Below are 25,786 nucleotides of genomic sequence, written 5' to 3'. Positions count from 1 at the left end.
AAGAGGCGCGAGCGCTTGCCGCGCGAAGGCGCGTCACGCTGGGCGCGCGGTGATTGCGATTTTCAGATGTCGATGAAGGGCTTATGCGCAACCAGCTCGATGTGCCCGGGGGCTGGAACGGCCTGGACGCTCACGGCTGCTGCGATGATGCCATTCTGCCAGTGTTTTGCCCGACGAGTCAATTCGATTTCGCAATACCAGAAATTCCGCTCGTGCTGCGCAAGCCCTTGTTCCGACAGCGGTCCGCTACTGTGCATGGGGTTGTTTTCGCATTTTTCGTTGCAGAGCTGCTCTCTCGTGCCGCGCGGCGGAATGCCTGCGTGCAAACGTGATTGCGAATTTTGGCGGAGCCGCCCATCATGAACTACGAGCGCGTCGCGCCAACAAGCATGCACAAGCGGCGCGACGAGGTCTGGGGAGGGAACGAATGCAACGAACGCTTCGCCTGCTGGCGATTGTCGCCGGATTGTGCGTGACGACACAGGCGCTCGCGCAGAAATATCCGGCGCGGCCGGTTAAGATCATGGTCGGCTTCAGCGCCGGCGGCCCGGTCGACGTCGTCGCGCGCATCATCGGCGATCGCTTAAGCAACAAGCTCGGACAGCCCTTCGTGGTCGAGAACCGCGCCGGCGCCAACGGCATGATCGCGGCCGAAGGCGTCGCGCGCGCGGACGCGGACGGCTACACCATCCTCGCCTGCAATTCGTCCACGATCACGCTCAACAAGACGCTGTTCAGGGATATCCGCTACGATCCGGAGAAGGACTTCGCGCCGCTCACCACGGTGGTATCGGCACCGCTCGTGCTCGTCGTCAATCCCGAGAATCCCAAGACGACGAACATCAAATCGCTGGCCGATCTCGTCGCCGCCGCGAAGGCCGCGCCCGGCGCGCTCGCCTACGGCTCGGGCGGCAACGGCAACCTCGCGCATCTCGCCATGGAGCTGCTCAGCCAGAAGGCCGGCATCAAGATGATCCATGTGCCCTATCGCGGAGGTTCGGCGTCCGAGGTCGCCCTGCTCGCTCAGGAGGTGCTGGCGGTGTTCGATCCGCTCTCCGCGGTGCCGCTGGTGAAGGCCGGCAAGCTGCGCGCCCTCGCGGTGTCCTCAGCCGAGCGGCTGCCGTCACTGCCTGATGTGCCGACCGTTGCGGAAGCCGGCTATCCCGGCTTCGATATCTCGTTCTGGGTCGGCTTCTTCATGCCGAAGGCGACACCCGCGCCGATCCTGGAGACGCTGCACCGGGAGATCATCACTGCTGCCAGGGATCCGGCGGTCGAGGATAAGCTCGGCTCGCAAGGCGTGGTCAGTGTGCTCAGCCCGACCGAGTACGCCGCCAAGATCGCGAAGGAGACCAAGGAGCTCGCCGACGTCGTGGCGGCCGCGAACATCAAGGCGGAATAGGAAAGTCTGCTTGGCTTGAAATGGCCGTCATCGCCACGGCCCCTATTCGCCGCCGGCCAGTCGCTTCAGCCGATCAAGCAGCGGGCGTTGTCCTGCGTTGATCCTCGCCTGCGCCTCTTCGAGGGTGAACCATTCGGCACGGTCGACCTCCGGGAAGGTCTGCCGTTTGCCGCTGCGTGGCGGCCATTCCATCTCGAACGTGTTGCTATGTATGCTGCGCGTGTCGATGTCGAACTCGGCTGCGAACGCGGTGACGAGTTTGCCGCCGCGCTGCCTGACCTCTCCAAGCGCGATCAGCGGCACGGACAGCTCGAGTCCAAGCTCCTCGGCAAACTCCCGCCGCGCGGCGATTTCCGCCTCTTCTTCGTCCGCATACTCCCCCTTTGGGATCGACCATGCACCGAGTTCCTTGTTGCGCCAGAACGGGCCTCCGGGATGAACCAGGAGAACCTCGAGCCTGCGGCCCTTCCGATAGGCGATGATCCCGGCGCTCTTCGATGGCATCGCAGTTCCGTGGCGGGGTCTGTCCGTCTCTCGGGAAAAAGTGGAACCGAGGGTTGTAATACAAGTTGGTAGCCAATGTTCATTTGATAAAATGGAGTGAACCATGATCCGCCTGTTGGCAACCACCGCCTTAGGGCTGGTGCTGGCGAGCGCCGCTCTTGCGCAATCGCCAAACACGACCACGAAGTCCGAGCAGACACCGCAATCCCAATCAAATTCCACCGCGCCGTCCACCACCTCGCCATCGGGCGCGGCTGACAAGCAGTCGACTACATCGCAACCGCAGCAATCACCGCCGACAGGACACTCGGCGCAGAATGCGCAGACAAGCGCACCGCCTTCCGGGCCTGCGAACTCCGGTTCCGGGACCTCCAATGCTGCCAACAGCACGGACACGTCCACGCGGCCGCAGAGCGGCATGGCAGGCTCGAACACGGCCGGCAACCAGCCTGCGACGCAGCAGGGCGCCAACCCGCCACCGGCGAACACCAACCAGGCGCAGGATCGGTCCAATCCGCCGCCGGCCAATCAGGCTCAGCAGGCGCCCGCGGCATCTGGGGCCAACCAGGCGCAACAGTCGCCGAATGCGCCAGCCAGCAATCAGGCGCAGGGCGAGCGGTCCGGCACCAATTCACAGGCGGCCGCCCAGACCGACGTCAACCTCAACAAGCAGCAGGAGACCAAGATCAGTACCTCAATCTCGCGCCTGAACGTGCGGCCGCTGACCAACGTGAATTTCTCGCTGAATGTCGGCACCGTGGTGCCGCGCGACGTGCATCTCTCGACATTGCCGCCTGACGTCGTCGAGATCGTGCCGCAATATCGCGGCTACAGCTTCGCGCTGGTGAAGGATCAGATCGTCGTGGTCGATCCGGCGACCTACAAGATCGTGACGGTGCTGCCATATTCGGGGCAGTCCACCGCAACAACGACGACGACCACGCGCGAGCGTAGCGCGAGCAAGTTTTCAGATCGCGATCGTGAAGCGATCCGTAAGCATGTGAAGACCCGCACCGAAGGACGGAGCGAACGGCAGACCACCGGCAGCACGGCACGCACCGAGTTTCGCGTCGGCGACCGCGTTCCTGAGAGCGTCGAGGTGGAAGAATTTCCGAGCACCGTCTATCGCGATGCGCCGGACCTGCGGGAATATCGCTACCTCCACCGTGACACGCGGACCTACGTCATCGAGCCGCGCGAGCGTCGCGTGATCGAGGAGATCGACTAGCCTCCCGCCGATCGGAAGTCGCTCCATCGAGCGGCTTCCGAATCGGAGCATCAGCCCGAAGTTCGTTCGCGCGCGGCGAAACGGATAGCGCGGTCCTTCGCGCTCTTTGCGGCCGCGCGCGCTGCAATCATGCTGCGCGCCTTGCCGTGAGCCGAAGTGTTCTTCCGCAGCAAGGTCGCGAACCGCTTGCGGGCGCGGTTTGCGGTCAGCCGCGCGGCAAGCTGTTCGCCCTTGCGAATGATGGTCGTGACCGAAGGCGTCAGGTTGACCGGAACCCAGGCGACATCCTTGGCTTTTGAGAGGCTGCCGACGCCTTCGCACGGCGCTTCGCGCGGCAGGTCGATCCGGATCGCAAGCGCTTCCGCGCGCTCGGTCCAGTCGTCGGCCCTGGTCCCGGTGATGATGCGGACATAGTCGCGTGTCTCGCGCGGCAGCTCGCTCTCCTTTGCAAGCCACTTCTGGATGCGGCCGGGGCCTGCGTTGTAGGCGGCGGCCGCGAGGCCCAGATTGCCGAAATCGTCACGGAGCTTGCGCAGGAATTTTGCCGATGCCGGCAGCGCCTTCATGGGATCGAAGGGATCGTCGAGCCCGACCTCGGCGGCGGTCTCGGGCATGAATTGCGCGACGCCCTGCGCGCCGGCGTGGCTAACCTCGTTGGACTTGAAGCGGCTCTCCTGCCAGATGAGACGCGCGAAGAACGGCACCGGAATGCCGCTGGCTTCGGCCGCCTCACGAAGCGCGTGGCAGAACCGGTCTGTCGGTGAAACGGGCCCCTCGGCGACGGTTTCGGTCGCGCGCGGCGGATCGCTCTTCTCCTCATAGGCCGCGCGTGCATTGGCGAGCTCGATCGCCTGCACGCTGGCAAGGAAGAGCTCGACCACCGGAACAAGTGGCGAGGCATGATTGTTCTGAAGAACAGTGGTGTCGAATGTTGATGTTTGCCGGGACGCCGACGGATCGAGATCGCACATCAGAATCAGAAATGCGGCGCAAGCCGCGACGACAAATCGCATTACTGGGACAACCTCGAACTGTGGGGTGAGCGGCCAGCGATGCGCCGGCGATAAGGAGTTCTTAATCGCGCGATTGCGGCAAAGCTGCGGTCTCATGGGTTCCGTCGGTGCTACTACGGTGTTCCCACAGAGAAACTCTCCGCGGGTTTGCGGATCGCTGTTGCGAGCTGGGACGAGCGATCATGGTGCGATGGATGCTTGGCGCGGTGATGTCGCTCTGGTTGCTCTGCCCGGCATTCGCGGGCAATCTCGATGCAGCAGCGGTGAACGATGCTGCGCGTCCTGAAAAGCAACCGGCGACCGACAAGATCAACGCTTCGGTGTTGAAGCTTCAGATCCTGCTCGATCGTGCGCTATTCTCTCCCGGCCAGATCGACGGCAAGTTCGGCGAGAACGCGCAGAAGGCGCTGAAGGCATTCGCCGAGCAGAACGGGATCGCATCCGACACGGGCATAGCACCGGAGCTCTGGGAGAGGCTGAGCACGGCGAGCGAAGGTCCTGTCGTCGTCGACTACAAGATTACCGAAGCAGATGTGAAGGGGCCGTTCCTCAAAAAGCTGCCGGCCAAGCTCGATGACATGAAGTCGCTGCAGGCGCTGAGCTACACCAGTCCGCTCGAAGGGCTCGCGGAAAAATTCCACATGAGCGAGGAGCTGTTGAAGGCGCTCAATCCAAGAAAGGCCTTCGACAAAGCCGGTGAGACGATTGTCGTGGCCAATGTTCCGGCGCGACGGGAGCTTCCGCGCATTGCGCGGGTCGAGATCGACAAGACCAACGCAACACTGAAGGCGTTCGATGACACCGGTCGTCTCATCGCGTTCTATCCGGCGTCAATCGGCAGTCCGGATCGCCCGACGCCAACGGGGACGCTGAAGGTAACCGGCACCAACGAGCAGCCGACCTATCACTACAATCCCGAGTACAAGTTCAAGAGCGTCAAATCCAAAAGGCCGTTCGACATCAAGCCGGGGCCGAACAATCCGGTGGGTTCGTACTGGATCGGCCTGTCGGCGCAGGGCTACGGCATTCATGGAACGGCAGAGCCCGACAGGGTCAGCAAGTCCGCGTCTCACGGCTGCATCAGGCTCACCAATTGGGACGCTCGTGTGCTCGGCGAGAACGTGAAGCGCGGTACCCCCGTCGTCTTCCTCGATGCGCCGACGGAATCCTCCTCCAAGCAGCGGAGCAGACCGACCGGCGGGCGGACCTCGAACTGATCTTTCGGAAATCTTGCGGATCGCGATCTCGGCGGCATCGCCGGGGCTGCAGCACCGTCTGGAAGGCTGGCTTGGACGCTGAACGCTAAACAGCCGGGAAATACCAGGGCTGCCGGTAGGCTTGTTAAAGAATTGATTCAGATCAGCCGGCAACGAAGGCGAGCAGGGTGCCGTTGGCCTTGGCCGGCGGCACGCAGATCGCGTCGCGGCTGCGCATGGCTGCCGAACCGAGCGCCTTCTCGGTTGCCGCGAGGTCGCCGCTGATGAGCACCAGCGCCGCGCCGCCGCGCTCGGAGAGGCCCGCGAGCGGCACGCCGGGATAGCGCTTGCCGAGTTGGTCCAGCGTCAAATAGACGAAATCGGCGCGATCGCCGCCGGAGGGCACGGTGACCGCGCCGTCCGCCTCTGCCTTCGGCTCGCGATCGATCAGTTGGCCGAGATGCGCAGCTTCTTTCGCGGGCTCGCGCGTTGCGATCAGCGTCTGCTTGATCCGCCTGGCTGCATTGGCATGCTTCATCAATTCAGGAATCCACACCGTCTCGCGGGTCTTGTGCTGGCAGGCGAAGATGCGGACGCCGCCCGGCGCCTCCACGGTCGGCCACATGAAGGTGCGGAATTTTGCCGCCGAGACCGTGCCATTCGGCAGCGTCACGGGCCGTTCGAAATCGGTCGGGCCGATCGGCTCCAGGCCCCGTGCACGGATCTCTTCGGCGCCTGCGGCGGAATCGACCGCGGTGAAGGCGATGCGCTCGATGCCTTCGCCGTGCTTGTCGAGGAAAGCGCGCGCCGGGGCATTGAGCTCGGTCGTAGCGAGCACGCCGAGCAGCTCCATATAGTCGGGATCGAACATGATGGTGTAGTTGCCCGTGCCCATATGGACGCTGTGGGTGCCGCGCGGGGAGACGGTGAAGCCGAGCTGCCGATAGTTCTCGGCGGCCTTGTCGAGGTCCTTCACCATGACCACGGCGTGGTCGATACCGATGACGTTCTTGAGGGCCACTGTTCTTTCCCCGATTGCGAGCTGAATTGGGCCGCTCCGGCGGCTGCCGGTCCTGTCTACGCCTGATAGACGGTCAAGTCATTTTCAATTCAGCGAAACATGCGGAAATTTCATTCTGCGAAATGCTGTCGATGCGCGGCGGCATCAACGGGCCTGCTCGATGTAAGCGGCGAGGATGGCGCGCTCCTCACTGGTCATCTCGGTGATGTTGCCCGGCGGCATCGCATTGGACCAAGCCGCGACGCGGCCGATCAGCCGGATGTTGCGATGGATGTGCTCGGGCGCGTCGAGCAATATCCCTTTCGGTGCGGCGACGATACCGGCCCAGACCGGCTCGGCGGCGTGGCACATGCTACAGCGGGACATCACGATCTCCTTGACATCGGCGAGCGTCGGCTGCGCCGGCAGGGCGCTGGTCTTGACGTTGCGCGGTCCGGCGGCGGAGAGGAACAGGATCGCGATCACGCCAACCGCTGCCACGCCCCACACCCACCACGGCGATTTGCGCCCCGCATGCCGCGCGTTGAAGAAGTGGCGGATCACCGGGCCGAGTGCCAGGATGATCGCGACGATGATCCAGTTGAAGCGCGTGGCGTAGAGCAGGGGATAGTGGTTGCTGATCATCAGCACGACCACGGGCAGCGTCAGATAATTGTTGTGGACCGAGCGTTCCTTGCTGGCCTTGCCGAGCCCGGGATCGGGCGCCTGTCCAGCGATCAGGCTGGCTACGATCTTCTTCTGGTTCGGGATGATCAGCGCGAAGACGTTGGCGACCATGATGGTGCCAATGATCGCGCCGATCTGGTTGAAGGCGCCGCGACCGCTCAGCACATGCGTGAAGGCGTAGGTCAGCGCGACCAGGAACAGATAGCCGCCGATGGCAAAGGGCAGCTCGCGCCGCGCAAGCCCGGTGCGACAGGCAGCCTCATAAAGCAGCCACGCCAGCGCGAGGCTGAAGAAGCTGAACAGGCCGGCGTGGAACGGCGTGAGGTCGAGGATCGATCTGTCGACCAGGAACAAATCGGCCTCGAGATAATACACCACCACCATCAGCGCGAAGCCGGACAGCCAGGTGGTGTAGGCCTCCCATTTGAACCAGGTCAGCTCGTCCGGCATCTGGCTCGGTGCGACCAGATATTTCATGATCCGATAGAAGCCGCCGCCATGGACCTGCCAGGCTTCGCCCTGCACGCCGTCAGGCAAGTCGCCCGGTGGCTCGCTCTTGGGCCTGAGGCCGAGGTCGAGGGCGATGAAGTAGAAGGAACTGCCGATCCAGGCAATCGCCGCCACCACGTGCAGCCAGCGTAGCAGCAGGCTGGCCCATTCCGATAAGACGGATCCCCACATGATCACCCCAATCGGTCGCGACACCAATGCCGCAGCTTTGAACAACCGGCAGTCGCGCCCCAGCAATGTGTCGCACCGATCAGCCGCATTTTCCAGTACGATGGGCCGCGGCTGATGCCCATCGTGCGGGCATGAACTGACGTCGGATTTGGCAGGCGCATGACCTGCCGCAGAACGTTCGCGGATCGTTTGCGTATTGACCTTTGAGACGCGCAGGCCGGGAGGAAGACGTGAAGAACAGAATATGGTCCGTTGCGATGTTCGCGGGATTGCTGGTCGCGGCTGCCACCAGCGCACAAGGTGAGCCGGTGCTGCAGGGCAAGGATGCCTACGGCGATTGGCGGGCCGACAAGCCCGGCACGGTCAGGTTGATCCGACCACAGGATCTGGTCAGGCCCGGCGCGACGCGCTCCGTTGCGAGCTCGTCGCGTGTGGTGTCGCGTCCAGCGGAGGCCGCGCTCCAGGTCCCGGCCGGATTCAAGATCGAGCTGTTCGCCGAAGGCCTGCGCGCGCCGCGCATCGTGCGGGTCGCGCCAAATGGGGATGTCTTCGTCGCGGAAACACGGGCCGGCACCATCCGCGTGCTGCGCGCGGGCGATGGCGGCAAGGCCGCGACCAACGAGGTGTTTGCCGGCGGCCTGAGGCAGCCGTTCGGCATCGCCTTCTTTCCGGGCGGTGACAACCCGCAATGGGTCTATGTCGCCAACACCGACAGCGTCGTTCGCTTTCCCTACCAGGCCGGCGATCTCAAGGCACGCGGCAAGGCGGAAACGATCGTGGCAAGCCTGCCGCATGACGGCGGACATTCCACCCGCGACATCGTGTTCACGCCCGACAACAAACGCATGCTGGTGTCGGTTGGCTCGCTCAGCAACGTCGCCGAGGGCATGGGCACGCCGCCGGGTGGATTGGAGGCGTGGTCGAAAGCGCAACCGCTTGGCGCTGCCTGGGCCAGCGAGACGGAGCGCGCCGCCGTGCTGGCCTTCAATCCCGACGGCAAGGAGCGGAAGATCTACGCCACGGGCCTGCGCAATTGCGTTGGTCTTGCGATCCAGCCGCAGACTGGGCTGCCCTGGTGCTCGACCAACGAGCGCGACGGCCTCGGCGACGATCTCGTGCCCGATTACGTGACCAGTGTGAAGGAGGGCGGCTTCTACGGCTGGCCCTGGTTCTATATCGGCAACAATGAAGACCCGCGCCACGCCGGCGCGCGGCCGGACCTCAAGGACAAGGTGACCGTCCCGGACGTGCTGATCCAGCCGCATTCGGCCTCGCTCGGCATGACCTTCTATCAGGGCACGCAGTTTCCGCCCGAGTATCAGGGCGACGCCTTCGCCGCCGAGCACGGCTCCTGGAACAGATCGAAGCGCACCGGCTACAAGGTGATCCGCATCCGCATGAAGGACGGCAAGCCGACGGGCGAGTACGAGGATTTCGTCACGGGGTTCGTCGTGAGCGACACTGAAGTGTGGGGACGGCCGGTTGGCGTTGCTGTGGCGAAGGACGGATCGCTGCTGGTGTCGGAGGATGGCAACGGCACGATCTGGCGGGTGACATATTCGCGCTGAGCGCGCCGCGTGACGCTGCCCCTCTCCCCTTGTGGGACCTTGTGGGAGAGGGTGGCTCGCCGCGAAGCGGCGAGACGGGTGAGGGGGTCTCCATCCTCACGAACGGTTGGGCGATTGGAGAGAACCCGTCATCCGGCGCTTCGCGCCACCTTCTCCCACAAGCGGAGAAGGTGACAGAGAACCCTACCCCCGTCTCACGCTCGCACCGCCATCCACCGGCAGCGTCACGCCGGTGATGAAGCTCGCTTCATCTGAAGCCAGGAACAGCGCGGCATTCGCGACGTCCCATCCGGTGCCCATCTTCCTGCGCAGCGGCACCTTGCTGTCGCGTTCGGCTTCGACTTCGGCGCGGGTCTTGTGCCATTCGCGGGCGCGGGTATCGACGGCCATCGGCGTGTTCATCAGGCCGGGCAAAATGACATTGGCGCGGATGCCGTATTCGGCATTCTGGTAGGCGAGCTGTTCGGTGAAGGCGATCATCGCCGATTTCGTCGCCTTGTAGGCGACGTAAGGATAGGTCGTGATCGCCGCCATCGAGGAGATGTTGATGATGGCGCCGTCTCTCTGCGTGCGCATGATCGGGATCACCTCTTTCGCGGCGAGAATGCAGCTCTTCAGATTGATGGCGACGACGCGGTCGAACGCTTCTTCGGTCAGTTGCAACAATTCTGCATCGCCGCCGGCAAGGCTGACGCCGACATTGTTGTGCAGCACGTCGATCCGGCCCCAGCGCGATTGCGCGTCCGCGACCATCGCCTTGATGTCGGCGGCTTTGGTCACGTCGGCCTTGAAGGCTGCGGCTGTGCCCTGCTTCGCCGTGATCATCGCGACCGTCTCCTGCGCCGAGTCCACATGATGATCGACGCACAGGACCTTGGCACCCTCCCGCGCGAAGGTGAGCGCAGTGGCGCGGCCGTTGCCCATGCCCTCGCCCGGGCTCTGCCCCGCGCCGACGACGATCGCAACCTTGTCCTTCAAGCGCATCTCGGTTTACTCCCGGGCCCGGATCCTGTTGATCCAATATTTTCGTGCAGATTAGCAATCGCCTCGACCGGAGAGAAGGGCGCCGCTCCCGCGTTCATGTCATTGACATCACATGCGATTGCATGTTGCGGCCGGCCGACCGCGCATGGCTGACCCCAGCGGTTCAGGAACCGTTCTGAGGTCGCAGCGTTTGTTGCGGAGCCTTTCCCGCGCTAGGCTCTGTCCCGGGGCTTTCCAACCGCCAGTGGCTTGCCGATGAATCTGCTCGATCCGCAAGGGCCTGTGGCTGCGGCCAACAGCACCATCCTGATCGATTCCGTCTTCATCATGCTCGTGATCGTGGTGCCGACCATCGCCGCGATACTCGGCTTCGCGTTCTGGTTTCGCGCGTCCAATCCGAAAGCGCGTTACCAGCCCCACTTCGTCTATTCCGGGCGCGTCGAGATGGTGGTGTGGGCGATCCCTGCGCTCACCGTCATCCTGCTCGGCGGCGTCGCCTGGATTGGCTCGCATCAGCTTGATCCCGCAGCACCGGTGCCGGGCACCGGCAGCCCGGTGCGCATCCAGGCCGTCTCGCTCGACTGGAAATGGCTGTTCATCTATCCGGATCAGCGCATCGCCACCGTCAACACGCTGACGGTGCCGGCCGGCGCCGAGCTGAATTTCCAGCTGACGTCGTCGAGCGTGATGAACACGTTCTTTATCCCGCAACTCGGCAGCATGATCTACACCATGAACGGCATGGTGACGAAGCTGAACTTGCGCGCCGACCACGAGGGCAGGCTCCAGGGCCTGTCGGCGCATTTCTCCGGCGACGGCTTCCCCGACATGATGTTCGACGTCAACGTGATCTCGCCGCTCGCTTTTCCGGACTGGGTGGCGACCACCGCGAAGACCGATGCCGTGCTGAATGCGGACAGCTACAAGAAGCTGATGCAGCAGGGGGTCGAGAAGAGCCGGCCGACCTATCGGCTCGAGGATCCGCGCCTGTTCGACCTGATCGCAACCCAGCACATTCCGCCGGGTCCTGGACCGGAGCTGGCATCCGAAGCCGGCCGGTCGCACAGTGGAGGCCACGATGCTCGGTAAGCTCGATTGGTCCGCCATTCCGTTCGATCAGCCGATTCCGCTCGTCGCCGGCGCGGTGGTGCTGGTTGCCATCCTGGGCGTGCTGGCCTGGGTCGTGGTGAGGGGGCATCTGCCCTATCTCTGGAGCGAATGGATCACCAGCGTCGATCACAAGCGCATCGGCGTCATGTATGTGCTGCTGGCCTCGGTGATGCTGCTGCGCGGCGGCAGCGATGCCATCATGATGCGAATCCAGCAGGCGGTCGCCTACCAGTCGCAAGGCTATCTCCCGCCCGAGCACTACAACCAGATTTTTTCCGCGCACGGCACCATCATGATCTTCTTCGTGGCGATGCCGTTCGTGATCGGGCTGATGAACCTGATCGTGCCGCTCCAACTCGGCGTGCGCGATGTCGCGTTCCCGACGCTCAATTCGGTCGGGTTCTGGCTGACCGCGACCGGCGCACTGCTGGTCAATATTTCGCTCGTGGTCGGTGAATTCGCGCGCACCGGCTGGCTCGCTTTTCCGCCACTCTCAGAACTGTCCTACTCGCCCGGGGTCGGCGTCGACTATTACGCCTGGTCACTCCAGATCTCCGGCGTCGGCACGCTGGTCGCCGGCATCAATCTCGTCACCACCGTGCTGAAGCTGCGCACCAAGGGCATGAACTATCTGCGCATGCCGATGTTCTGCTGGACCACGCTGGCCTCGAACCTCCTCATCGTCGCCGCGTTCCCGATCCTCACCGCCACGCTGGCGATGCTCTTGCTCGACCGTTACCTCGGCTTCCACTTCTTCACCAACGAGGCCGGCGGCAACGTCATGATGTTCATGAACCTGATCTGGGCTTGGGGGCATCCCGAGGTCTACATCCTGGTGCTGCCGGCCTTTGGCATCTTCTCCGAGGTGGTTTCGACCTTCTCCGGCAAGGCGCTGTTCGGCTATCGCTCGATGGTGCTCGCGACCATGGCGATCTGCGTCATCTCCTTCATGGTGTGGTTGCATCATTTCTTCACGATGGGTGCCGGCCCCGACGTCAACGCCATCTTCGGCATCGCCAGCATGATCATCGCGGTGCCGACGGGGGTGAAGATTTACAATTGGCTGTTCACGATGTATGGCGGCCGCATCCGTTTTGCGACGCCGATGCTGTGGGCGGTCGGCTTCATGGTGACGTTCATCGTCGGCGGATTGACCGGCGTCCTGCTCGCGGTGCCGCCGGCCGACTTCATGCTTCACAACAGCATGTTCCTGGTGGCGCACTTCCACAATGTCATCATCGGCGGCGTGCTGTTCGGCGCCTTCGCCGGCTTCGAATATTGGTTTCCGAAGGCGTTCGGTTTCCGCCTCGACGAACGCTGGGGCAAGGCTGCGTTCTGGTTCACTTTCCTCGGCTTCTTCATCACCTTCATGCCGCTCTATGTCGCCGGCATGCTCGGCATGACGCGGCGCATGCAGCATTACGATGTCGCGGCCTGGCGGCCCTGGATGCTGGTGGCGGTGGTGGGCATGGCGGTGCTGACGATCGGCGTGATCTGCCAGATCGTGCAGATCGTGGTCAGCATCCGCAACCGCGAGGCCTTGCGTGACCGCACCGGCGATCCCTGGGACGGCCGCTCGCTGGAATGGGCGACCTCGTCGCCGCCGCCGGTGTTCAATTTCGCGTTCCACCCCGACGTGCGCGGCGAGGACGCCTATTGGGAGATGAAGGCCCACGCCAAGCAGCAACTGCTCGAGCACGAAGAGCCGGAATATCAGGACATCGAGATGCCTCGGAATTCTCCCACCGGTTTCGTCTGCGCGTTCTTCGCCACCATCATGGGCTTTGCGCTGATCTGGCACATCTGGTGGATGGTGATCCTGGGCGGCCTGGGTGCCTTCGCGACCTTCGTCGTGTTCGCCTGGCGCGACCATGACGAATACGTCATCCCGGCCGATGAGGTCGCCCGCATCGACCGTATCAATCTCGAGGAGCGGCGCAGCCTCGTCAGCATGGCGGGGGCAGTCTGATGTCGATGACCGCCACGGCCGGCCGCGCCCACGCCGATCCACATCACATCGGGCTCATCATCGAGCATCCCGGACCCGCGCCGAAGCGGATCGTGACCGCCTACGGCTTCTGGATCTTCCTGCTCTCCGACATCGTGATGTTCTCCTGCTTCTTTGCGGCCTATGCGGTGCTGGCCGGCCAGACCGCCGGCGGCCCGAAGGGCTCGGAGATCTTCGAGCCGAAGAACGTGGCGATCGAAACGGTCTGCCTGTTGCTGTCGAGCTTCACCTGCGGCATGGCCAGCATTGCCGCCGACGTGCGCAACCGGCTCTGGTTCTATCTCGGCATGGCCGTGACCTGTGTGCTCGGCCTCATATTCCTCGCCATCGAGTTCCGCGAATTCGCCGACCTCGTCGCCCGTGGCTATGGCCCGTCGCGCAGCGCGTTCCTGACCGCGTTCTTCTCGCTGGTCGGGTGTCATGGCCTGCACGTCTCGGCCGGAGTGCTGTGGCTGCTCACCATGATGGCCCAGGTGTTCGCCAAGGGCTTTCGCGCCGACATATTGCGGCGGATGATGTGCTTTGCGCTGTTCTGGCACGCGCTCGACATCATCTGGGTCGCGGTGTTTTCCGTGGTCTACCTGCTCGGGAGCGCGCCATGAGTGATCAGACCCATGGGTTAGTCAAACACGACCTCGCGCCCGGCGAGGAAGAGCAACACAGTGTCGGCACCCGCATCCTCGGTTATGTCGTCGGTCTTGTCTTGGCCCTGCTGCTCACGGCGACGTCGTTCTTCATCGCCGGTACGGATCTGGTCTGGCAGCCGTCGATCCCTGTCGCGCTGATCGTGCTCGCGATCGCACAGATGGGCGTGCATCTCGTGTTCTTCCTGCACATCACCACAGGTCCGGACAACACCAATAACGTGCTGGCGCTCGCCTTCGGGCTTCTGGTTGTCTTCCTGGTGGTCGGAGGAACGGTCTGGATTATGGCGCATCTGAACGCCAACATGCCACCGATGGACCACATCATGCAGATGCGGACTTAGGACCCGCCCAAAAAGAAAGAGCCGCTTGGATGGCAAGCGGCCCAAGTCAAGGGAGGAAACGCCCGAGCAAGGCAATCGGACCGAAGCCGGATTGCTGCCAAAGGAAACGCTCGCGCAAAGCGCTTGCGTACGCATACGAATGACGCAACTCCCGATAGACTTCAATTCCGGATCAATACGGTCTCGGACTACTACTCACGGATGTGTGAAGGAATTGTTCACTTCGGCCGACGGCAATTATAGGCCTTGCGGAAACCGGCGGCCTGGGCGTCGTCCTCCGAGCAGAACCAGCGGTCGGGCTTCGTCGTCGCCGGATAGCTCGGGCAGCCCCGCAAATGATAGATGCCGATATTGCCGGTGACGCGTGCGCGCACCGCGAGCTTGCCCTTGATGCTGCAACTCGGCGGCATCGTCAGCTCCTCGGGGAACAGCACGGCGCGGATTTCCTTGTCCCGGTCGGGGCGGCACGCGGCGCCGAGAAGCGCGCCATCCCTCTTGCCGGCGCGGAAATCTTGCGGTGCAACAAAGCAGCCCTTCCAGATCCCAGCGGCCGCCGTCTTGGCCTCGGTGGCCGCCGGTTTGACGTTGGCCTTGATCGGCTCGCGCGCGAGGGCGAAGCCGAGCTTGATCAACTGCTCGTTCAAGCTGGCCTTGTCGCCCTCGGCCGTGCAGATGGCGCGGTGCCGCTTGCCAAAACTCTTTTCCGGTCCGACGTCGTCGCAGCGCACCGTCCGTTTTCCGATCAGTTTCGTCAGCTGGTCGCGGGCCTCGATGCCGCAGCTCCAGGAATCGGCGTGCTCGTCGATGCAGACCTGATCAAGTTCGGGCGCATCAACGCCGTCGAGCCGGTAGGTGACGTCGCCGAGCTGGATGGAGTTGCCGTCGCGGGCTGTCGCGGCGGCAGTCAGCGCGGAGGCTGGTCCGGGCGAGACCAGAAATCCGGACAAGGCGAAAAATGAAGCGAGCGCAAAAGCGCGCGCGGAGGCAAAGAAATTTCGGAAGGACATACGATCTCGCTATCGATGGCTCGTGCGGCCCTGTTCCTAGCATCCGGATGTGGCGAGACCAATGGTCTGCGCCCTGCGAAGTGCGACATTCCGGCCTCGCGGCTTTACTCAGCCGTTGCTCTGATCCTATCGTTCGCCGGCCTTGCGGGCCGCAGGGCCGAATCGCCTGGTAAGCGGCGAGGGGGAGGAAAAGGTTGCAATGAAAGACCCCGTGGACGTCCTGATCATCGGCGCCGGCGCTTCCGGCGCAGCGGTGGCGTGGTCGCTGGCCGAGACCAAGATGCACATTCTCTGCCTGGAGCAGGGCGGCTGGATGAATCCGGCGGAATATCCCAGCACCGGGCGGGACTGGGAAGCCAAGTTCTACGGCGAATGGTCGTCGAGCCCCAACGTCCGGGGCCGGCCCGAGGACTATCCGATCAACGACGACAATTCGCCGATCAAGGTCGTCAACTACAATGCAGTGGGCGGCTCGACGGTCATGTACACCGCGCACTGGCCGCGGCTGCATCCCTCCGATTTCAAGGTGAGGACGCTCGACGGCGTCGCCGACGACTGGCCGATCGACTACGATGCGCTGACCCCGTTCTTCGAGGAGAACGACCGGATAATGGGGACGTCCGGCCTGTCAGGCGATCCGCTTTCGCCGCTGACGCATCCGCCGATGCCGCAACAGCCGCTCGGATTGTCCGGCGCCATCATCGGCAAGGCCATGAACAAGCTCGGCTGGCACTGGTGGCCGTCTGACACGACGGTCGCGACCATGGATTATGAGGGCCGGGCGCGCTGCATCAATCTCGGCCATTGCACGCCGGCCTGCGCGCAAGGCGCAAAGTCTTCCACCGACATCACCTATTGGCCGCATGCGATCCGTGCCGGCGTCGAGCTGCGAACCCATTGCCGCGTGCGTGAGATCACTACCGACGAGACCGGCATGGCCTCGGGCGTCGTCTATTACGACAAGGACGGCATCGAGCAATTTCAGCCCGCCCACGTCGTCATCATCGCCTGCAACGGCGTCGGCACGCCGCGACTGCTGCTGAACTCGGCCTCGGGGCGTTTTCCGAATGGACTTGCCAATTCGTCCGGCCTCGTCGGCAAGAACCTGATGTTTCACCCCTATGCGCAGATCTACGGCTATGTGAAGGAGCCGACGGACAGCAACCGCGCGCCGCCGACCTGCCTGTGGAGCAAGCAGTGGTATGACACGGACCTGTCGCGCGGCTTCGTGCGCGGCTACGGCGTGCAGTTCGTTCGCGGGGCAGGGCCGGTGTTCGAGGCCGTCGTCAGCGAGCAGAAGGGCATTTTGCCCTGGGGCGCCGACCATCACCGCGTCTTCCGCAAGCTCAATGGCCATCGGCTGGGTTTCTCCGCGATCTGCGAGGACCTGCCCGAAGAGCATAATCGCGTCACGCTGGATCCGGTGCTGAAGGACAGCCATGGCATTCCCGCACCGAAGATCGATTATACGATCAGCGAGAACAGCCGGAAGATGATGGAGCATGCGCTCGCCCGCGGCCGCGAGGTTCTTGAAGCGGCGGGCGCGACCGACATCTGCATCAATTCGCCGATCCCGTGGGGCGGCTGGCACCTGCTCGGCACCGCGCGGATGGGCACCGACCCCGAACGCTCGGTCGTCAACGAATGGGGCCGCACCCACGACGTCAAGAACCTCTTCATCGTCGACGGCAGCATCTTCGTCACTTCGGGCGGGGTAAACCCGACCTCCACCATCCAGGCCCTCGCGCTCTACATCGCCGACCAGATGAAGCAGCGCCTGGCCAATTTGTTCGATTAGAGGATCGCCATGTCCGAGCAGCCGACCCTCACGCCGCGGCAGCGCGATGACCTCCGCACCATTGCCGCGATGATCATTCCTCCGAGCGAGGAATATCGCGTTCCGGGCGCCGACGACGACATCATCCAGGCCGACATCCTCGCAACGCTCGGCCGCGACACCAAACAGGTCGCGGCGGCGCTGGATCATTTGGCGCAGTTGGCCGGCATGCCTTTGGCCGATCTCGAGCCGGCCGCGCGTGACGGCGTTGCCCGGCAGTTCCGCACCTCCGGCGGCGTTCCTGCCGCAACCCTCGTCCGTGTCGTGCTGCAATGCTACTACCGCGATGACCGCGTGCTGGGCTCGCTCGGGCTCGAGCTGCGCGCGCCATTTCCCAAGGGCCATGTGCTTCCGGACGGGGACTGGTCGCTGCTCGATCCGGTCAAGGCAAGAGGCGGCTCGCTGCGGCGGTCGCCCTAGCCATCTGGCCAGTCAGGCGTTGCGCTCCGGGCGGGCCACTTGCGTCGACGGGAGCAGGCCACCATCTGTGTGAGCCTTCGAGGACTCTTACCATGTTAGACTTCACCTCAGATGTCGCCGATGACGCATCGTCATCGCAAACGACTGCGGCCGCCCCGGTCGATGACCGGGCGCTGCTGGACGCCTATTCCAATGCGGTGATCGACGTCACCGACCGGGTCGGGCCCGCGGTCGTGCGGGTCGAGACTGGACCAAAAGTGCCTGATAGACGCGAGCGCGGCGGGCTCGGCTCGGGCATCGTGATCTCGCCGGATGGACTCGTGCTCACCAACAGCCATGTGGTCGGCACGTCGAAGGAGATCCGGCTGCGCGACGTTGAGGGGCACGTCGGCGACGCCCAGGTGCTCGGTGCCGATCCCGACACTGATCTCGCGCTCCTGCGCGCCAACGGCGTGCGCCACTTGCCTTATGCCGCGCTTGGCAACTCCAAGAGCCTGCGGCGTGGCCAACTCGTGATCGCGATCGGCAATCCGCTCGGCTTCGAGTCGACCGTCACGGCCGGCGTCGTCTCGGCGCTCGGCCGCTCGATCCGCTCGGTCAGCGGGCGCACCATCGAGGATGTGATCCAGACCGATGCCGCGCTCAATCCCGGCAATTCCGGCGGACCGCTGGTGTCGTCGAATGCCGAGGTGATAGGCATCAACACCGCCATCATCAACGGGGCGCAGGGCATCTGCTTTGCGGTCGCCAGCAACACCGCGCAGTTCGTGCTGTCGGAGATCATCCGCCACGGTTATGTCCGCCGCGCCTATATCGGCGTTGCCGGGCAGACCGCGCCGGTCCCGCGGCGGCATGCGGTGCTGGCCGGTGTCGAGAACAAGATGGGCGCGCTCTTGATGCAAATCGAGCCGGACGGCCCGGCGGCGAAGGCGGGCCTGTTGCCCGGTGACGTCGTGATCAGGCTCGACGGCATCGAGATCAACGGCGTCGACGATCTGATCCGCGTGCTCGACCGCGACCGGATCGGCCGGCGGCTGTCGATGGACGTGCTGCGGCTCGGCCGCCTGCGGGCGATCGATATCGATCCGATCGAACGCAAGCCAGCGCGCTAGCGCGGTTCCCCACTCGCAATGACGCGGGGCGAGAGCTTCGCACTCTCGCCGCTACTCGGCCGCGGCGGCAAAGCGGCTGTTCTCCAGCTCCGCTTCTAGCCGCGCCGTCTCGGCCGAGGCAAGTTTGATGTTTGCTTCCTTTACGTGGCCGAAGCCGCGGATCATTTCCGGCACGCGCGCAAGCCGCACCAGCAGCGGGATCTGCTCTGCCTTCAGTCCCGCGATCCGCTGATCGATCATGCCGAGATAGTCTTCAATCAGCTTGCGCTCTGTCTTGCGCTCCTCGGTACGGCCGAACGGATCGAACGCGGTGCCACGCAGGTACTTGAGTTTCGCGAGAACGCGGAAGGCGTGGATCATCCAGCCGCCGAACTCCTGTTTTTGAAGCCGGCCCGTCTTGTCGCGTTTCGCGAAGATCGGCGGGGCAAGATGGTATTTCAGCGTGAAGTCGCCGTCGAATTTTTCCGACACCTTCTTGGCGAAGCTGCCATCGGTGTAGAGCCGTGCGACCTCATACTCGTCCTTATAGGACATCAGCTTGAACAGGTTCTTTGCGACGGCCTCGGTCAGCTCGGCGGAGCCCGGCGTGGCCGCGCTCTCCGCCTTGCGTACCTTGGCGACGGCTGCGAGGTAGCGCTCGGCATATGCCCTATTCTGATAGCCAGTCAGGAACTCGGCGCGGATCGCGGTGATGTCGTCGAGCGACTTGGTCGGTGCGGCCGCCCTGTTCTTGAACTGGAGCACGCTGCGCACCCGCGACATGTCGTGGGCGGCGAGACGGCCCCAGGTGAAGGCGCGCTTGTTCATCTCGATCGCGGTGCCGTTGATCTCGAAGGCGCGGAGCAGGGCCTCCAGCGACAACGGGATCGCGCCCTTCTGGAAGGCGAAGCCGAGCATGAAGGGGTTGGTGGCGATGCTGTCGCCCATCAGCGCGGCGGCAACGCCCGTCGCGTCGATGATGTCGAGATTCTTGTCCCCGACGGCATCGCGCAGCACCGTCTGCATCGTTCCCATCTCGAAATCGAGATCCGGGTTTTGCACGAAGCTCGCGGTCGGCTGCAGATCGGCGTTGATGTAGGCCTTGGTCACGCCGCGCTCGGCGCGGCTCAGCGCGGTCGCACCGGCCGAGACGATCATGTCGCAGCCGAGGATGACGTCGGCGCCGCCGGTGGTGATGCGGACGGCGGAGATATCCTCCGGCTTCGGCGCGATACGGACATGGCTCATCACCGCGCCGTTCTTCTGCGACAGTCCGGTGAAATCGAGCGCCGAGCAGCCGCGGCCCTCGACATGGGCGGCCATGCCGAGCAGCGCGCCGATGGTGATGACGCCAGTGCCGCCGATGCCGGTGACGAGGATGTTATAAGGGCGGTCCAGCTCGCGCATTGGGGGCAGCGGCAGGTCGGCGAACAGTTGGCCGGAATCGACCGCTGACGTCTTCATGCGCTTCAGGCTGCCGCCATGCACGGTCACAAAACTCGGGCAAAAGCCCTCGACGCAGGAAAAGTCCTTGTTGCAGTTCGACTGGTCGATCTGGCGCTTGCGGCCGAACTCGGTCTCCAGCGGCTGCACCGAGACGCAGTTGGAGGCCTGCGAGCAGTCGCCGCAGCCTTCGCAGACGAGCTCGTTGATGAAGGCGCGCTTGGCGGGATCGGGATAGAGCCCGCGCTTGCGGCGGCGGCGCTTTTCGGCGGCGCAGGTCTGGTCGTAGATGATGACCGTGAGGCCCTCGATGTCGCGCAGCTCGCGCTGCACGGCGTCGAGCTCGCGGCGGTGATGGATGGTCGCGCCTTGCGGGAAGTAATGTCCTGGCGGATACTTGCTCGGATCGTCCGAGACGATCGCGAGGCGCTTGACGCCTTCGGCCCAGACCTGGTGCGCGATCTGCGCGACGTTAAAGCTGCCTTCGGCTGGCTGGCCGCCGGTCATGGCGACGGCATCGTTGTAGAGAATCTTGTAGGTGATGTTGATGCCGGCAGCCGAAGCGGCGCGGAGCGCCAGAAGTCCGGAATGGGTATAGGTGCCGTCACCGAGATTTTGAAAAATGTGCTTCTCGGTGGTGAAGGGCGATTGGCCGATCCAGTTCACGCCTTCGGCGCCCATATGCGAGATCAGATCGGTGCGGCGCGTCGGCATGCTCAGGGCCATGCCGTGGCAGCCGATGCCGGCCATGGCGCGGCTTCCTTCGGGCACGCGCGTCGAGGAGTTGTGCGGACAGCCCGAGCAGAAGAACGGCGTGCGCGCGAGCTTGATCGGCGTGATGGCGGTAACAGGGTTGTCGAACGCCTCGAGCCGCGCGAGGCGCTGCTCCAGCACCGGGCTATGATGGCCGAGCTTACGTAACCGCGCCACCAGCGCAGAGGCAACGATGGTGGGCGTCAGCTCGCCCTCGCTCGGCAGCAGCGGCGCGCCGCGCTCGTCGCGCTTTCCCGTGACAGTCGGGCGCTTCGAAGCATCGATGTTGTAGAGGATGCGCATCAGCTGGTCTTCGATGAAGCCGCGCTTCTCCTCGACCACGAGCACGTCCTGAAGACCCTCGGCGAAACGCTTGGCGCCGCTCTCTTCCAGCGGCCAGGTCATCGCAACCTTGTAGATGCGAAGGCCGAGGTCCTGCGCGTCCTTGTCGGTGATCCCTAGGTCGGCGAGCGCTTGGCGCAGATCGAGATAGGCCTTGCCGGTCGCGACGATGCCGAGCCGAGCCGGCTTGGAATCGAGCACGATACGGTCGAGCTGGTTGGCTCGGGCGAAAGCCTGCACCGCTTCCATTTTCGGCCCGAACAGGCGCCTCTCGGCCTCCAGCGGCGGATCGGGCCAGCGGATGTTGAGACCGCCGGCCGGCATCTCGAAATCGTCGGGAAGCCTGATCTGGATGCGCTCGGGGTCGCTATAGATCGAGGCCGAGCTCTCGACAGTTTCGCTGATCGCCTTGAAGCCGACCCAGCAGCCGGAGAAGCGCGACAGCGCAAAGCCATAAAGGCCGAGGTCGAGATAATCCTGAAGCGTGGCGGGATTGATCACCGGGATCAGCGCTGCCGCCAACACCTGCTCGCTCTGATGAGCCAGCGTCGAGGACTGGCAGCCATGATCGTCACCGGCCAGCGCCAGCACGCCGCCATTGCGCGAGGTGCCAGCGGCGTTGGCGTGCTTGAGCGCATCGACCGAGCGATCGACGCCGGGGCCCTTGCCGTACCAGATGCCGAACACGCCATCGACCTTGGCGCCGGGAAACAGCCCGACCTGCTGGCTGCCCCAGACCGCGGTCGCCGCAAGGTCCTCGTTGAGGCCGGGGACGAAGGCGATGTCGTGCTGCTGCAGATGCGATTTCGCGCGCCACAGCGCGTGGTCATACATCCCGAGCGGGGAACCGCGATAGCCCGAGATGAAACCGCCGGTGTTGAGCCCCTGAAGCCGGTCGCGTTCGCGCTGCAACATTGGCAAGCGGACCAGGGCCTGGGTGCCGGACAGGAAGATCCGCTTCGATTCGAGCCGGTATTTATCGTCCAGCTCGACCTGCATTAGCGTCATTTCGGAAGTCCTCGTCTTCTTGCTCGGCGTGGGATCTGTGCTGCGGGAGGGATTGCGCGGCGCGACGCGAATTGTGACAGTCAAAGCATGGGTCGGCGAAGTCAATATCGCTGGCCGCATCCGTGGCGCTCCTGCTAGTCATGGCTGCTTGTGGAGAACACCATGGCTGCAAACGCATTCGACACCGAGATCACTGAGACGGCCCAGGCGTTGATCGGACCGTGGCGCAGGCCGCGCCAGATGCTGCAAGCGCAAACTTACGAGGCGCACGCCTCGATCCATGACGACGCCACGGCGCAGAAGCTCGGCTTCAAGGGCGGCACCATCGAGGGGCCCACGCATTTCAGCCAGTTCGCACCGCTCGGCGAACGGCTGTGGGGGCGCGCTTGGTTCGAAACCGCGTGCCTCTCCGCGCATTACCGCAGCGTCTGCTATGAGGGTGAGGAGGTGCAGGCAATCCTGTCGAAGCCGCTGCCGGCTACCCGCCAGTGCGAGATCCAGATGGTCAAGCGCGACGGCACCGAGGTGCTGCGCGGCACCGCCTCGGTCGGCGAGCCGCACGTAGCGACCGCGCTCGAGACGCGCCTTGGCGAGCTCAAGCCGCTGACCGATCCCGTGATTCTGCGCGACGTGAAGGTGGCGCAGACCAGCAAATGGCAGACTGTCCGCATGGCATTTGATCAGAATATGGGCGATCTCTACCCGTTCTCGCTGCGGCAGAAACTCGCGGTCATCACGGAGAGCTCTCCGTACTACTCTGGCGCCGACAATCCATGGCGCAAGCCGATCATCCCGATGGAGATGCTCAGCGTGCTGTTCCAGTACCGCTCCAAGGACGATCCGCTGCCGGCCAAGGGGCCGGCGGTCGGCCTGTTCGCCGATCAGGAGATCCGCCTGCTGAAAGGCCCGCTCTTCGTCGACGAGGACTATGAGGTGGAGCGCGAGGTGGTCGCACTCTCCGGCAGCCGGCGAACCGAAAGCGCCTGGGTCAAGACGCGCGTGTTCGACAAGGCGAATGCACAGGTCGCCACCATGCTGCTGAACATGGCTACGCTGAAGGAGTCGTACGCGCCATACGAGGACGAGTATCGGCAGCTGTATGGGGCGGGAGGGTAGCGGCGAGCGGTGGCGTCCGCCTCTCCCGTGAGAACGGGAGCAAGACCAGAGAGCGTCGCTTCGAATGGCACGGCGCTTGCACAAGTTTGCGATACAGCGTTTCGGGCGGGGGGCATCATGCTGAACTCAACCAAGCCGGCACGGGGAATCATCAACGCCGAGCCCGAGCCGATCGGGCTCGACTGGCGCGTCACCGCGCTCCTCATTATCGACATGCAGCGCGACTTCATGGAGCCCGGCGGCTTCGGTGAGACGCTGGGCAACGACGTCAGCCAGCTCGCGCGCGCGGTGAATCCGATCGGCGCGGTGCTGAAGGCGGCGCGCGACACCGGCATGCTGGTGATCCACACCCGGGAAGGCCATCTGCCGGATCTCTCCGACGCACCGCCGGCAAAGGTCGAACGCGGCGCGCCGTCCTTGCGCATCGGCGATCCCGGCCCGATGGGGCGTATTCTCATTCGCGGAGAGGCCGGGCACGATATCATTCCCGAACTCTATCCGCTCGACAGTGAGATCGTGATCGACAAGCCGGGCAAAGGTGCGTTCTACGCCACCGAGCTCGGCGACGTCTTGGAGAAATACGGCATCGAAAACTTGCTCGTGTGCGGTGTCACCACGGAGGTCTGCGTCCACACCACGGTGCGCGAGGCCAATGACCGCGGCTATCGCTGCGTCGTCATCTCCGACGGCTGCGCATCCTACTTTCCCGAGTTTCACGAAATGGGCCTGAAGATGATCAAGGCTCAGGGCGGCATCTTCGGCTGGGTCGCGGATTCGGCCGCCATCCTGGTGGCGATGAAGACTTCGACGGGCTAGACGACGGCCAGTTATCACTTACGGCCGCACCGCCGGCGTCTCCATTGGCAAGCCGCGCGCCCGCGACATCAGATAGAGCTCGAGCGCGACGAGCTCGGGCGAGCCGTAATCATAAGCCTGGGCGCGCACGCCGGTCATGCAGCTGCGCAGCCGTCGCTCCAGCGAACCCAGCGTCTGCCATTCCAGGCGATAGAGTGGATATCCGGTCGGCTGTCCCTGCGTGATCGGCGCACCGGCGAGACGTTTATCGAAATTGTCGTCATGGCAATTGGAGCAGGCAAGATTGAGCTGGCCCTCGCGCTGCATGAACAGGTCGCGGCCCTGGTCGACGAAGGGTCTTACTTGCGGATCGTCGCCGGCGGTGATCGGAACGCCGCGCGATTGATGGGCGATGAAAGCGGACAACGCCAGCAGGTCGTGGCTCTCGTATGGCAGTGGCGTAGCCTGCTGGTGGTTGCTACGGCAGAGATTGACGCGTTGGTCGAGCGTGACGGGGCGGCCGAGCGCCTTGTCGAAGGCGGGATAGCGCGCCGCGACGCCCTTCATGCTGCCGCGGGCATCGCCATGGCAGTCGGCGCAGGACTTCTGCGCACGGCCGGTCTTCTTCCCCCACAGCGCCTCGCCGTCGAGCACGAACAGCATGCCCGGATTGGAGGTGTCGTCATCCTGCATCGCGCGCGTGTCGGGTCCCATGAAGGAATAGCCGGAGCGACGTGCCTCGGGCGGGATTTCACCGGCGAGCAGGGCAGGGACCGTGGCGGTCAGCGCCACCGCTATCGCGCGCCAAAACCTCATTCGACTAGGATGGACGCCGATGCGGTGGACGAATAGCCGTTGTCGCCGATCCATTCGAATTCGAACTTGCCGCTGTCCTTGGCGACCGTGAAGAACGACAGATAAGGGTTCGCGGCGATCGCCGGGAATAGATCCGCGCGGAAGATCTCGGTGCCGTTGTAGCGGCACGTGAAGCTCGTGATGATGTCGCGCGGCACCAGCGCGCCGGCTGCGGTGTGGCGGAAGCCGGTCTCCATGGTGTGTGAAGTCAGCGTGCGGATCTCGATGATCTCGCCGCGTTTGGCCTTGGCCGGAACATTGATGAGCGCTGCCATCAGTTCATCTCCTCAGTGCAGGCGGCCAGCGTCACGACGACGTCGGCGGCGACCTGCCAAAACGTGTCGTCGGAAAGGCGCGCGATCGCGACCACCTTCTGGCTGTCGGCGAGCCGAATCCGAGTCGAGACCTGGGCGCGGCCGGAGGAGGGACCGAGATGGAAATTGCCAATGTTCGGCTGCGGGTTCTTCTCGTTGAAGACGTGGATGCTCTTGACGTAGTCCGCGGCCGTCATTGGACTTGCGACGCTCACCGTCAACGGCACGGTATTGCCGTTCTCGACCAGCGGCGGGATGTCGAGCTTGATCTTGCCGGTGCGAATCTGTGCCTCACCGACGACGTTGCGGATCGCGGTGTTGAGCATTGCCGGTGTCGCCTCGACTGGCCGAAGCGTGACGATCGGGATCGTGCCGGCGGCCGTCACGCTGCCGGCGAGGCTTAAGAATTGTCGTCGCGTGGTTGGCATGAGCGATC

24 protein-coding genes are annotated in these 25,786 nt (G+C 64.1%); 13 read left to right on the top strand and 11 right to left on the bottom strand.

Going from position 1 to position 25,786, the window contains the following annotated elements; genetic code table 11:
• Positions 1-62: 62 nt before the first annotated feature.
• Positions 63-326, bottom strand: coding sequence for a hypothetical protein (locus IVB12_RS25405; protein ID WP_247303152.1), 264 nt, complete (start codon positions 324-326; stop codon positions 63-65).
• 101 nt (positions 327-427) lie between these two features.
• On the opposite strand from IVB12_RS25405, the gene IVB12_RS25400 reads away from it, so the two are divergent.
• Positions 428-1,402: a tripartite tricarboxylate transporter substrate binding protein gene (locus IVB12_RS25400; protein ID WP_247303149.1), complete on the top strand. Its 975-nt coding sequence runs from the start codon at positions 428-430 to the stop codon at positions 1,400-1,402.
• A gap of 42 nt (positions 1,403-1,444) precedes the next feature.
• Here the strand turns inward: IVB12_RS25400 and IVB12_RS25395 are convergent, their stop codons facing one another.
• Positions 1,445-1,906 carry an NUDIX domain-containing protein gene (locus IVB12_RS25395; RefSeq protein ID WP_247303146.1) on the bottom strand — a complete coding sequence of 154 codons (462 nt, stop codon included), beginning with the start codon at positions 1,904-1,906 and terminating at the stop codon, positions 1,445-1,447.
• A gap of 103 nt (positions 1,907-2,009) precedes the next feature.
• Between IVB12_RS25395 and IVB12_RS25390 the strand changes: the two genes are divergently transcribed.
• Positions 2,010-3,134, top strand: a complete 1,125-nt coding sequence (locus IVB12_RS25390) for a DUF1236 domain-containing protein (protein ID WP_247303144.1) — start codon at positions 2,010-2,012, stop codon at positions 3,132-3,134.
• A gap of 50 nt (positions 3,135-3,184) precedes the next feature.
• Here the strand turns inward: IVB12_RS25390 and IVB12_RS25385 are convergent, their stop codons facing one another.
• Positions 3,185-4,147, bottom strand: a complete 963-nt coding sequence (locus IVB12_RS25385; RefSeq protein WP_247303143.1) for a lytic transglycosylase domain-containing protein — start codon at positions 4,145-4,147, stop codon at positions 3,185-3,187.
• Positions 4,148-4,329: 182 nt separating this feature from the next.
• Here IVB12_RS25385 and IVB12_RS25380 point away from each other — a divergent pair, with 182 nt between their 5' ends.
• A complete protein-coding gene (locus IVB12_RS25380) occupies positions 4,330-5,364 on the top strand; it encodes a L,D-transpeptidase family protein (RefSeq protein ID WP_247303141.1) in 1,035 nt (344 codons plus the stop codon).
• 142 nt (positions 5,365-5,506) lie between these two features.
• Here IVB12_RS25380 and IVB12_RS25375 read toward each other — a convergent pair whose 3' ends face one another.
• Both IVB12_RS25375 and IVB12_RS25370 read right to left on the bottom strand, forming a co-directional pair.
• Complete coding sequence (locus tag IVB12_RS25375) at positions 5,507-6,364, bottom strand: VOC family protein (protein WP_247303138.1); 858 nt, start codon at positions 6,362-6,364, stop codon at positions 5,507-5,509.
• A gap of 144 nt (positions 6,365-6,508) precedes the next feature.
• Positions 6,509-7,711 carry a urate hydroxylase PuuD gene (locus IVB12_RS25370; RefSeq protein WP_247303136.1) on the bottom strand — a complete coding sequence of 401 codons (1,203 nt, stop codon included), beginning with the start codon at positions 7,709-7,711 and terminating at the stop codon, positions 6,509-6,511.
• A 230-nt stretch (positions 7,712-7,941) separates the two neighbouring features.
• Between IVB12_RS25370 and IVB12_RS25365 the strand changes: the two genes are divergently transcribed.
• Positions 7,942-9,279, top strand: a complete 1,338-nt coding sequence (locus IVB12_RS25365; RefSeq protein ID WP_247303135.1) for a sorbosone dehydrogenase family protein — start codon at positions 7,942-7,944, stop codon at positions 9,277-9,279.
• A 183-nt stretch (positions 9,280-9,462) separates the two neighbouring features.
• On the opposite strand, the gene IVB12_RS25360 is transcribed toward IVB12_RS25365, so the two are convergent.
• Positions 9,463-10,263, bottom strand: coding sequence for an SDR family NAD(P)-dependent oxidoreductase (locus tag IVB12_RS25360; RefSeq protein ID WP_247303133.1), 801 nt, complete (start codon positions 10,261-10,263; stop codon positions 9,463-9,465).
• Positions 10,264-10,518: 255 nt separating this feature from the next.
• On the opposite strand from IVB12_RS25360, the gene IVB12_RS25355 reads away from it, so the two are divergent.
• Genes IVB12_RS25355 through cyoD form a run of 4 tightly spaced genes read left to right on the top strand, consistent with a single transcriptional unit; the run spans position 10,519 to position 14,369 of the window.
• On the top strand, positions 10,519-11,352 hold the full coding sequence (locus tag IVB12_RS25355; protein ID WP_247303131.1) for a cytochrome ubiquinol oxidase subunit II: 834 nt from the start codon (positions 10,519-10,521) through the stop codon (positions 11,350-11,352).
• Positions 11,342-13,342 (top strand): cytochrome o ubiquinol oxidase subunit I, encoded by a 2,001-nt coding sequence (gene cyoB / locus IVB12_RS25350; RefSeq protein ID WP_247303129.1) that lies wholly within the window; start codon positions 11,342-11,344, stop codon positions 13,340-13,342. The genes IVB12_RS25355 and cyoB overlap by 11 nt, the downstream gene beginning before the upstream one ends.
• Positions 13,342-13,983 carry a cytochrome (ubi)quinol oxidase subunit III gene (locus IVB12_RS25345; protein WP_247303127.1) on the top strand — a complete coding sequence of 214 codons (642 nt, stop codon included), beginning with the start codon at positions 13,342-13,344 and terminating at the stop codon, positions 13,981-13,983. The genes cyoB and IVB12_RS25345 overlap by 1 nt, the downstream gene beginning before the upstream one ends.
• The gene (gene cyoD / locus IVB12_RS25340) at positions 13,980-14,369 is read left to right on the top strand and encodes a cytochrome o ubiquinol oxidase subunit IV (RefSeq protein ID WP_247303125.1); all 390 of its coding nucleotides are present in this window, start codon (positions 13,980-13,982) and stop codon (positions 14,367-14,369) included. The genes IVB12_RS25345 and cyoD overlap by 4 nt, the downstream gene beginning before the upstream one ends.
• 218 nt (positions 14,370-14,587) lie before the next feature.
• Here cyoD and IVB12_RS25335 read toward each other — a convergent pair whose 3' ends face one another.
• On the bottom strand, positions 14,588-15,376 hold the full coding sequence (locus tag IVB12_RS25335) for a thermonuclease family protein (protein ID WP_247303123.1): 789 nt from the start codon (positions 15,374-15,376) through the stop codon (positions 14,588-14,590).
• 199 nt (positions 15,377-15,575) lie between these two features.
• Here IVB12_RS25335 and IVB12_RS25330 point away from each other — a divergent pair, with 199 nt between their 5' ends.
• The 3 genes from IVB12_RS25330 to IVB12_RS25320 all read left to right on the top strand — a co-directional run bounded on the left by IVB12_RS25330 (position 15,576) and on the right by IVB12_RS25320 (position 18,745).
• Positions 15,576-17,174 (top strand): GMC family oxidoreductase, encoded by a 1,599-nt coding sequence (locus IVB12_RS25330; RefSeq protein WP_247303121.1) that lies wholly within the window; start codon positions 15,576-15,578, stop codon positions 17,172-17,174.
• Positions 17,175-17,183: 9 nt separating this feature from the next.
• Positions 17,184-17,633, top strand: a complete 450-nt coding sequence (locus IVB12_RS25325) for a hypothetical protein (protein ID WP_247303119.1) — start codon at positions 17,184-17,186, stop codon at positions 17,631-17,633.
• A gap of 92 nt (positions 17,634-17,725) precedes the next feature.
• Complete coding sequence (locus IVB12_RS25320; protein ID WP_247303117.1) at positions 17,726-18,745, top strand: trypsin-like peptidase domain-containing protein; 1,020 nt, start codon at positions 17,726-17,728, stop codon at positions 18,743-18,745.
• Between the two features lie 51 nt (positions 18,746-18,796).
• Here IVB12_RS25320 and IVB12_RS25315 read toward each other — a convergent pair whose 3' ends face one another.
• The gene (locus tag IVB12_RS25315) at positions 18,797-22,270 is read right to left on the bottom strand and encodes an indolepyruvate ferredoxin oxidoreductase family protein (RefSeq protein WP_247303116.1); all 3,474 of its coding nucleotides are present in this window, start codon (positions 22,268-22,270) and stop codon (positions 18,797-18,799) included.
• Between the two features lie 162 nt (positions 22,271-22,432).
• On the opposite strand from IVB12_RS25315, the gene IVB12_RS25310 reads away from it, so the two are divergent.
• Together IVB12_RS25310 and IVB12_RS25305 are read left to right on the top strand one after the other, a co-directional pair.
• Positions 22,433-23,386 carry a hypothetical protein gene (locus IVB12_RS25310; protein WP_247303115.1) on the top strand — a complete coding sequence of 318 codons (954 nt, stop codon included), beginning with the start codon at positions 22,433-22,435 and terminating at the stop codon, positions 23,384-23,386.
• A gap of 117 nt (positions 23,387-23,503) precedes the next feature.
• Positions 23,504-24,202 carry an isochorismatase family cysteine hydrolase gene (locus tag IVB12_RS25305; protein WP_247303114.1) on the top strand — a complete coding sequence of 233 codons (699 nt, stop codon included), beginning with the start codon at positions 23,504-23,506 and terminating at the stop codon, positions 24,200-24,202.
• An 18-nt stretch (positions 24,203-24,220) separates the two neighbouring features.
• On the opposite strand, the gene soxA is transcribed toward IVB12_RS25305, so the two are convergent.
• The 3 genes from soxA to IVB12_RS25290 are packed head-to-tail and all read right to left on the bottom strand — an operon-like array spanning position 24,221 to position 25,778.
• On the bottom strand, positions 24,221-24,997 hold the full coding sequence (soxA, locus tag IVB12_RS25300; RefSeq protein ID WP_247303112.1) for a sulfur oxidation c-type cytochrome SoxA: 777 nt from the start codon (positions 24,995-24,997) through the stop codon (positions 24,221-24,223).
• On the bottom strand, positions 24,994-25,311 hold the full coding sequence (gene soxZ / locus IVB12_RS25295; RefSeq protein ID WP_247303111.1) for a thiosulfate oxidation carrier complex protein SoxZ: 318 nt from the start codon (positions 25,309-25,311) through the stop codon (positions 24,994-24,996). The genes soxA and soxZ overlap by 4 nt, the downstream gene beginning before the upstream one ends.
• On the bottom strand, positions 25,311-25,778 hold the full coding sequence (locus tag IVB12_RS25290; RefSeq protein ID WP_247303109.1) for a SoxY-related AACIE arm protein: 468 nt from the start codon (positions 25,776-25,778) through the stop codon (positions 25,311-25,313). The genes soxZ and IVB12_RS25290 overlap by 1 nt, the downstream gene beginning before the upstream one ends.
• Positions 25,779-25,786: the final 8 nt, after the last annotated feature.

The sequence above is a fragment of the Bradyrhizobium sp. 179 genome (assembly GCF_023073535.1).
Lineage (GTDB): Bacteria > Pseudomonadota > Alphaproteobacteria > Rhizobiales > Xanthobacteraceae > Bradyrhizobium.
The sequence above is the reverse complement of the archived record's forward strand: the minus strand, read 5'-3'. Positions and strand labels throughout refer to the sequence as shown.

Coding starts and splice junctions, on each gene's coding strand:
- IVB12_RS25400 (WP_247303149.1), top strand. CDS start 428: ATGCAACGAACGCTTCGCCTGCTGGCGATTGTCGCCGGATTGTGCGTG.
- IVB12_RS25395 (WP_247303146.1), bottom strand. CDS start 1,906: ATGCCATCGAAGAGCGCCGGGATCATCGCCTATCGGAAGGGCCGCAGG.
- IVB12_RS25390 (WP_247303144.1), top strand. CDS start 2,010: ATGATCCGCCTGTTGGCAACCACCGCCTTAGGGCTGGTGCTGGCGAGC.
- IVB12_RS25385 (WP_247303143.1), bottom strand. CDS start 4,147: ATGCGATTTGTCGTCGCGGCTTGCGCCGCATTTCTGATTCTGATGTGC.
- IVB12_RS25380 (WP_247303141.1), top strand. CDS start 4,330: ATGGTGCGATGGATGCTTGGCGCGGTGATGTCGCTCTGGTTGCTCTGC.
- IVB12_RS25370 (WP_247303136.1), bottom strand. CDS start 7,711: ATGTGGGGATCCGTCTTATCGGAATGGGCCAGCCTGCTGCTACGCTGG.
- IVB12_RS25360 (WP_247303133.1), bottom strand. CDS start 10,263: ATGCGCTTGAAGGACAAGGTTGCGATCGTCGTCGGCGCGGGGCAGAGC.
- IVB12_RS25355 (WP_247303131.1), top strand. CDS start 10,519: ATGAATCTGCTCGATCCGCAAGGGCCTGTGGCTGCGGCCAACAGCACC.
- cyoB (WP_247303129.1), top strand. CDS start 11,342: ATGCTCGGTAAGCTCGATTGGTCCGCCATTCCGTTCGATCAGCCGATT.
- IVB12_RS25345 (WP_247303127.1), top strand. CDS start 13,342: ATGTCGATGACCGCCACGGCCGGCCGCGCCCACGCCGATCCACATCAC.
- cyoD (WP_247303125.1), top strand. CDS start 13,980: ATGAGTGATCAGACCCATGGGTTAGTCAAACACGACCTCGCGCCCGGC.
- IVB12_RS25335 (WP_247303123.1), bottom strand. CDS start 15,376: ATGTCCTTCCGAAATTTCTTTGCCTCCGCGCGCGCTTTTGCGCTCGCT.
- IVB12_RS25330 (WP_247303121.1), top strand. CDS start 15,576: ATGAAAGACCCCGTGGACGTCCTGATCATCGGCGCCGGCGCTTCCGGC.
- IVB12_RS25325 (WP_247303119.1), top strand. CDS start 17,184: ATGTCCGAGCAGCCGACCCTCACGCCGCGGCAGCGCGATGACCTCCGC.
- IVB12_RS25320 (WP_247303117.1), top strand. CDS start 17,726: ATGTTAGACTTCACCTCAGATGTCGCCGATGACGCATCGTCATCGCAA.
- IVB12_RS25315 (WP_247303116.1), bottom strand. CDS start 22,270: ATGACGCTAATGCAGGTCGAGCTGGACGATAAATACCGGCTCGAATCG.
- IVB12_RS25310 (WP_247303115.1), top strand. CDS start 22,433: ATGGCTGCAAACGCATTCGACACCGAGATCACTGAGACGGCCCAGGCG.
- IVB12_RS25305 (WP_247303114.1), top strand. CDS start 23,504: ATGCTGAACTCAACCAAGCCGGCACGGGGAATCATCAACGCCGAGCCC.
- soxA (WP_247303112.1), bottom strand. CDS start 24,997: ATGAGGTTTTGGCGCGCGATAGCGGTGGCGCTGACCGCCACGGTCCCT.
- soxZ (WP_247303111.1), bottom strand. CDS start 25,311: ATGGCAGCGCTCATCAATGTTCCGGCCAAGGCCAAACGCGGCGAGATC.
- IVB12_RS25290 (WP_247303109.1), bottom strand. CDS start 25,778: ATGCCAACCACGCGACGACAATTCTTAAGCCTCGCCGGCAGCGTGACG.